This window comes from Bradyrhizobium sp. SHOUNA76 (genome assembly GCF_023006445.1).
Lineage (GTDB): Bacteria > Pseudomonadota > Alphaproteobacteria > Rhizobiales > Xanthobacteraceae > Bradyrhizobium.
Map to the genome: position 1 here is coordinate 1 of NZ_JALBHA010000415.1, position 5,857 is coordinate 5,857.

Below are 5,857 nucleotides of genomic sequence, written 5' to 3' on the forward strand. Positions count from 1 at the left end.
CCAAGGCCCCGCTCGCGAGCGCCGCGACCTCGCCCTGCGTCACCGCCGAGACCCGCACCGCGTTCAGCTCGGCCGACCGCGGCGTCGAAAGTGGTGTGCTGCTCGACACCGGCGGAGGCAACTTTGCATTCCACGCCGACGCCTATGGCCGCACGACCTCCGACTATTCCATCCCGAGCTATCCGTATCTGAACGATCAGTCGCGGCCCGTGAACGGCCGCCAGCCGAACTCGGCGACACGTTCGGACGGCGCCTCGATCGGCGGCTCCTACTTCTTCCAGGGCGGCTATATCGGCGCGTCGATCACGCAGAACGACTCGCTCTACCACATCCCCGGCATCGACGGCGCCGACCACCACACGCGGATCGACGGCCACCAGACCAAGATCAACGTCAAGGGCGAGTACCATCCTGATGCTGCCGCGATCGACGCCGTCCGCTTCTGGGCCGGCGCGACCGACTACCGCCACAACGAGATCGGCCTTGCCGATCCCGCCGACCTCAACAGCGACGGCATACGCCAGACCTTCACCAACAAGGAGCAGGAGATCCGCACCGAGGTGCAGCTGATGCCGTTCAACGCGCGCTTCGCCGAGGTGACGACGGCGCTGGGCTTCCAGGTCGGCCACCAGGAATTGAGCGCGCCGAGCCCGGACAATCCCGGCACGTTGTTCAACGGCCTGTGGGACCCCAACAACAGCACGCGCGTTGCCGGCTACGCCTTCAACGAGTTCAAGTTCACGGCGGCGACGCGGGCGCAGGTCGCCGGCCGCATCGAGCACGTCGAGCTGCACGGCACGACACCGGACTTCCCGGCCGATTATTTGCCCGACGGCACGCCGCAGGCAGCGATCGCGCGCAATCCGTCGTTCACGCCGAAGAGCGGCAGCATCGGCCTGTTGCAGGACCTGCCGGGCGGCATGGTCGGCAGCATCACCGCGCAATATGTCGAGCGCGCACCGAAGGCGGCCGAGCTGTTTTCGCGTGGTGGGCATGATGCGACGGCGACGTTCGACATCGGCAATCCGAACCTCACCATCGAGACCGCGAAGTCGGTCGAACTCGGCGTGCGCAGGGCGACGGGGCCGTTCCGCTTCGAGGCGACGGTCTACTACACGCATTTCGACAATTTCATCTATCGCCGCCTCACCGGCGTGTCCTGCGACGACGACTTTGCATCCTGCGGCACGCCGGGCGCGGAGCTGAACCAGGCCGTCTACTCGCAGCGCAATGCCAACTTCCGCGGCGGCGAATTCCAGTCGCAGCTCGACGTTGGCGCATTCCAGGGCGGCATCTGGGGCATCGAGAACCAGCTCGACTTCGTCCGCGCCACCTTCAGCGACGGCACCAACGTGCCGCGCATTCCCCCGATGCGCATGGGCGGCGGCGTGTTCTGGCGCGACGACAACTGGCTGATGCGCGTGAACCTCCTGCACGCCTTCGCGCAGAACAACGTCGCGGCGATCGCGGAGACGCCGACGGCAGGCTACAATCTGCTGAAGGCAGAGGTCAGCTACAAGACCAAGCTCGACCGCAACTGGTTCGGCGCACGCGAGATGATGGCCGGCATCGTCGGCAACAACCTCCTCAACGAGAACATCCGCAACTCTGTGTCCTACAACAAGGACGAGGTCTTGATGCCCGGCATCGGGGTGCGGGCATTCGCAAACTTCAAGTTCTGAGGCGGAATGCGGTCGGGGCCTTTAGGGCCCCGACATACGCCCGTTCAGCGGTGGGCCGTAGCCCGGATGGAGCGCAGCGAAATCGGGGCTGCGGACTCACGCCGAGCGCGCGAGCCGCTTCTCGAAACGCCATTGATCGACGGGAAAAGGCCCAATCGACGTCTCCGACATCATGACGAAGGTGCCGACGTTGTCCCAGCCGCTCTTTTCGTAGAATCGTGCGGCACGCATGTTGCCGACCGCGCATGCGAGCCACGCCAATTCGACACCCCGCGCCGCGAGGCGTTTCTCGGCGTCCGCGATCAGTGCGGCAGCGCCCCCCCTCCCGTGGGCAGCCTGCGACACGAAGAGCTGATACAATTCGTCAGACTTGATCGCGCAGAAACCCGAGGGCGCGCCGACCGGGCCAACGACATTGATGGTGTCGAGCATGGCCGCGAGCCGGTCGCGAAAGTTCGGCAACGTGCGGAGGCGGACAAGCTCGGGCGGTGCGAGCAAGGCGTGCGAGCCGTGCCAGGCGTCGTGCCACACCTGCGCGAGGTGATCGATCTCGGCGGGGTCGGCGGGTCGCACCTGCATGGTCGTGACTCCAAGAGATCGTCGTAGCCCGGAGATATATCCCTACCCTGCCCGCGCCTTGCTCCAGTCCGGGCCGACCGGGCCCGACACGCCCTCGAAGGCGCCGTCGACGAGCTCGAACACCAGGATGCGGGCGGCGTCGACAGGGCCCGGCATGGTGACGCGGCCCTTCGGGACCGGCTTGAAGCCAACACGGCTGTAATAGGGCTCGTCGCCGACCAGCAGCACGAGACGGTGGCCTTTCGCCTTTGCGTCCTTGAGCGCGCGCTCCATCAACAGACGGCCGACACCGCGGCCGCGGAACGGCGGCTCGACCGTGAGCGGCCCCAGCAGCAGCGCCGGCGTCTCGCCGACCAGCACCGGCAATTGCCTGACGGAGCCGACCAGCAGCGTTCCGATGCGGGCGGTGAAGGACAATTCGAGCAGATGGTCGACGTGCTCGCGAATCCGGTAGGCGCTGAGCACGAAGCGGCCGGGACCGAAGGTGCGCTCATGCAGGCGCTCGATCGACTGGGCGTCGCCGGCGGCCTCGGGAAGGATGGTCAGTGAGAGATCGGTCATGTCAATTCGCGGGATAGCACCTGAACGCAGCGCGGTCCATCGGGCAGCGACGGCGTTCAGCTCCTTTTCAACGTCGGTTGGGACAGGTAGGCCAGCATTTTCATTTCCCGCCGCCCTCGCGTCACCGTGTCGAGCACGAGCCCCGACGACACCGAGAGCAGGGCCATGATCATCAAGCCCATCGACAGCACCGCGGTGGGCAGGCGCGGCACGAGGCCGGTCTCGATGAAGGTGATCACGATCGGGATCGCGAGGATCACCGAGGCCAGCGCCAGCACGGCTCCAATCACCGTGAAGAAGCGCAACGGCCGCTCCGAACGGTAGAGCTTCAGCATGGTGCCGAAGATGCGAAACCCGTCGCGCCAGGTGTTGAGCTTCGAGAACGAGCCTTCGGGGCGCGCGTAATAGGGGGTCTCGATCTCGGCGACCGGCAGCGACAACTCCAGCGCATAGACCGCGAGCTCCGTCTCGATCTCGAAGCCGCCCGAGAGGACCGGGAAGGATTTGACGAAGCGGCGTGAGAACACGCGGTAGCCGGACAGGATGTCCTTGAACGTGTGACCGAAGGTCGACGCCAGAAAGCCCGTCAGCATACGGTTGCCGGTGCGGTGGCCGAGCCGGTAGGCGGCCTGGACCTGATCGACGCGAAGACCGACCACCATGTCGAGATGATCATCGAGCAGCCTGTCGATCATGCGCGGCGCGCTCGCCGCATCGTAGGTGGCATCGCCATCGACCAGCACATAGATGTCGGCCTCGACGTCGGCGAACATGCGACGCACGACGTGGCCCTTGCCCTGCCGCCGCTCGCTGCGCACGATCGCGCCCGCTTCGCGCGCGACCGCCGCGGTACGGTCGCGCGAATTGTTGTCGTAGACGTAGACCTCGGCCGAAGGCAGCGCCTTGCGGATATCGGCAATGACGGTCGCGACCGCCGCTTCCTCATTGTAGCAGGGCACCAGCACCGCGATGCGAAGTTGCGTTGAGGTCATCGCGACGGCACTCCGAGGCTTGCCGGCTCGCGCCGGAGCGGCGCGGCCTGCCGTGCCTGTTCCGGCTGCATCAGCCACGCGAACGAGACGCTCCACAGCGACAGCATCGCGATCGGCACAATGTAATAGGGCGTGAAGATCGGATGGCTCAGGAAGAAGACGAGGTTGACGACGAGATTGCCGGCGACGACGAACGCCGCCTGCCGCACGCTTCCCTCGCCCACCCGCAAGAGCCAGGCCGTAGAGCCGATCGCCAGGACGATCAGCACGAACTGCATGTCGTGCAGATACTGGCCGAGCACGGCGAGATCGAAGGCCGGCGCGACCACGTCGGCGCTGCCATAGGTGGTCGCCAGCGGGCTGCCGGCGTTGACGGCCTGGGCAATCAATGTCGGCGTCACGCCGACGAGCGCACCAACACCGAAGCCGAGGCCCTCCACGAAATCCGCGAGCGTCCGCGACCGCAGGAACGCAATCGCCAGGAACAGGCAATAACCGGCCATCAGCAGCGCGTTCGGCAATCTGAAACTGACGGACGCCCCCAGCAGAAGGCCAATCAGTGCAAGCAGCAGCACCCTGCGCTTGTGCCTCGTCAGCCACAGCGCGGTCAGAAATCCCGCGACGGCGCACAGCGCCATGGTCGGCGCGATCGAATAGCTCGCCTTCGCCGGGTTGACCATGAGGTAGATTGCCAGCGCGCCGAACAGGCCCGCGGCCACGGTCGACAGAAGCGTGCGCGCCATGAAGATGCCTGATAGCGCGAGGCCCCAAACGATCAGGTTTGCGGCAATGTAAAGCGGCACCACCTGATGGCCTTCCGGAAACAGCGCCAGCAGGAATCCGGTGCCCGGCGGATATTGTATGACGAGCTTGCCGCCCGGCATCGGGTTGTGGCACGGCCAGCGGGTCGGTTCCTCCCACTCGGCGTACGAAATTTCCTTCCACTTGCCTTTGGCATAACCATCGTAATCGAGCGCGGCATTGGTGTTGAGCCCACCGATGCCGAGGCGCTGGAATAGGTGCGCCTGCCGGAGATAGCAGATGTCGTCATAGACCCCGCGCGCCTCGGTCCAGCGCGACATCGTGGCGATGTTGCTGGCGAGGATCGCGAAGCAGATCAGACCGAAGGCGAATTTGGCGATCTTCATCCGGCGTCCGTGGCGGCCTTTTCGGGCTGCTTACTAGCACAGGCCGCCCTCAGCGCCACGTCGCAATCAAGGGCCGGCCGTCCAGCACTTCCGCGATCCGCAGCCGCGTGCCAGGCGTGGTGCCCTCGGGCAGCGCCGTGATCGGAAAGAACCGGCATTCGACGATCTCGCGGTTGGGCTCGGGCAGGCGCTCCTGCCTGAACTGCCTGACCACATAGACCGCGACGTGGTCGCGGCGGGAGACGTGGCTGTTGAGGAAGATGCCGTGCAGCGCGGCTGCTCCGGTGAGGTCGATATCACCCTCCTCCTTGAGCTCGCGCCGCATCGCCTGCTCCATGGTCTCGCCATGGTCGACGCCGCCGCCGGGGAGGTACCAGCCGCTGACGTAGCTGTGCCGGACCAGGAACACCCGGTTCTCGGCATCCAGCACCACGGCGCGGACGCCGAGCGTCATGCCGCGGACGACGAGGAAATAGGCGTGGAAGATTCGCCGCAGCAGCGGCTCGAATTTCCTGCGGACGCTGTTCAGACGATCTTCCATCAGGCTCCCATGAGGCCGCTGTCCCGGCCCCGCTTGCACGTTGCCTGGGACCTTGCCATTACAGTGGAGCAATAGCGAGGCAATCGCGCGCCATGACTCCCAACACGCTGGCCCCCTTCACACTCGCCCATCTGTCCGATCCGCATCTGCCGCCCTTGCCGAAGCCGCGGCTGATCGAGCTCGCCGGCAAGCGCGTGCTCGGCTATGTCAACTGGACGCGCAACCGCCACAAGTACCAGCGCCGCGAGGTGCTCGACGCGCTGGTCGCCGACATGAAGGCGCAGGCGCCCGACCACAGCGCGGTGACGGGCGATCTCGTCAACCTGGCGCTGGAAGCCGAGTTCGCTCCTGCCC

At 66.0% G+C, this 5,857-nt stretch carries 6 protein-coding genes and 1 pseudogene; 2 read left to right on the plus strand and 5 right to left on the minus strand.

The window, feature by feature from the left end; genetic code table 11:
* Positions 1–1,682 (plus strand): TonB-dependent receptor (locus MOV74_RS29315; protein WP_246930145.1); only part of this gene is annotated, 1,682 nt, incomplete at its 5' end.
* A 96-nt stretch (positions 1,683–1,778) separates the two neighbouring features.
* On the opposite strand, the gene MOV74_RS29320 is transcribed toward MOV74_RS29315, so the two are convergent.
* From MOV74_RS29320 to MOV74_RS29340, 5 genes are read right to left on the minus strand one after another with little or no spacing between them, the layout of a single operon-like run.
* Positions 1,779–2,261: a GNAT family N-acetyltransferase gene (locus MOV74_RS29320; protein ID WP_246930147.1), complete on the minus strand. Its 483-nt coding sequence runs from the start codon at positions 2,259–2,261 to the stop codon at positions 1,779–1,781.
* A 42-nt stretch (positions 2,262–2,303) separates the two neighbouring features.
* On the minus strand, positions 2,304–2,822 hold the full coding sequence (locus MOV74_RS29325) for a GNAT family N-acetyltransferase (RefSeq protein ID WP_018323286.1): 519 nt from the start codon (positions 2,820–2,822) through the stop codon (positions 2,304–2,306).
* Positions 2,823–2,878: 56 nt separating this feature from the next.
* On the minus strand, positions 2,879–3,814 hold the full coding sequence (locus tag MOV74_RS29330) for a glycosyltransferase family 2 protein (RefSeq protein ID WP_246930149.1): 936 nt from the start codon (positions 3,812–3,814) through the stop codon (positions 2,879–2,881).
* The gene (locus MOV74_RS29335; RefSeq protein ID WP_246930151.1) at positions 3,811–4,962 is read right to left on the minus strand and encodes a hypothetical protein; all 1,152 of its coding nucleotides are present in this window, start codon (positions 4,960–4,962) and stop codon (positions 3,811–3,813) included. The genes MOV74_RS29330 and MOV74_RS29335 overlap by 4 nt, the downstream gene beginning before the upstream one ends.
* A 49-nt stretch (positions 4,963–5,011) precedes the next feature.
* A complete protein-coding gene (locus tag MOV74_RS29340) occupies positions 5,012–5,503 on the minus strand; it encodes an NUDIX domain-containing protein (protein ID WP_246930152.1) in 492 nt (163 codons plus the stop codon).
* A gap of 107 nt (positions 5,504–5,610) precedes the next feature.
* On the opposite strand from MOV74_RS29340, the pseudogene MOV74_RS29345 reads away from it, so the two are divergent.
* Positions 5,611–5,857, plus strand: a pseudogene (locus MOV74_RS29345) (metallophosphoesterase); the annotation flags it as partial.

What these genes read in the sequence shown, in the direction of transcription:
- MOV74_RS29320 (WP_246930147.1), bottom strand. Translation starts at nt 2,261, where the DNA reads ATGCAGGTGCGACCCGCCGACCCCGCCGAGATCGATCACCTCGCGCAG.
- MOV74_RS29325 (WP_018323286.1), bottom strand. Translation starts at nt 2,822, where the DNA reads ATGACCGATCTCTCACTGACCATCCTTCCCGAGGCCGCCGGCGACGCC.
- MOV74_RS29330 (WP_246930149.1), bottom strand. Translation starts at nt 3,814, where the DNA reads ATGACCTCAACGCAACTTCGCATCGCGGTGCTGGTGCCCTGCTACAAT.
- MOV74_RS29335 (WP_246930151.1), bottom strand. Translation starts at nt 4,962, where the DNA reads ATGAAGATCGCCAAATTCGCCTTCGGTCTGATCTGCTTCGCGATCCTC.
- MOV74_RS29340 (WP_246930152.1), bottom strand. Translation starts at nt 5,503, where the DNA reads ATGGAAGATCGTCTGAACAGCGTCCGCAGGAAATTCGAGCCGCTGCTG.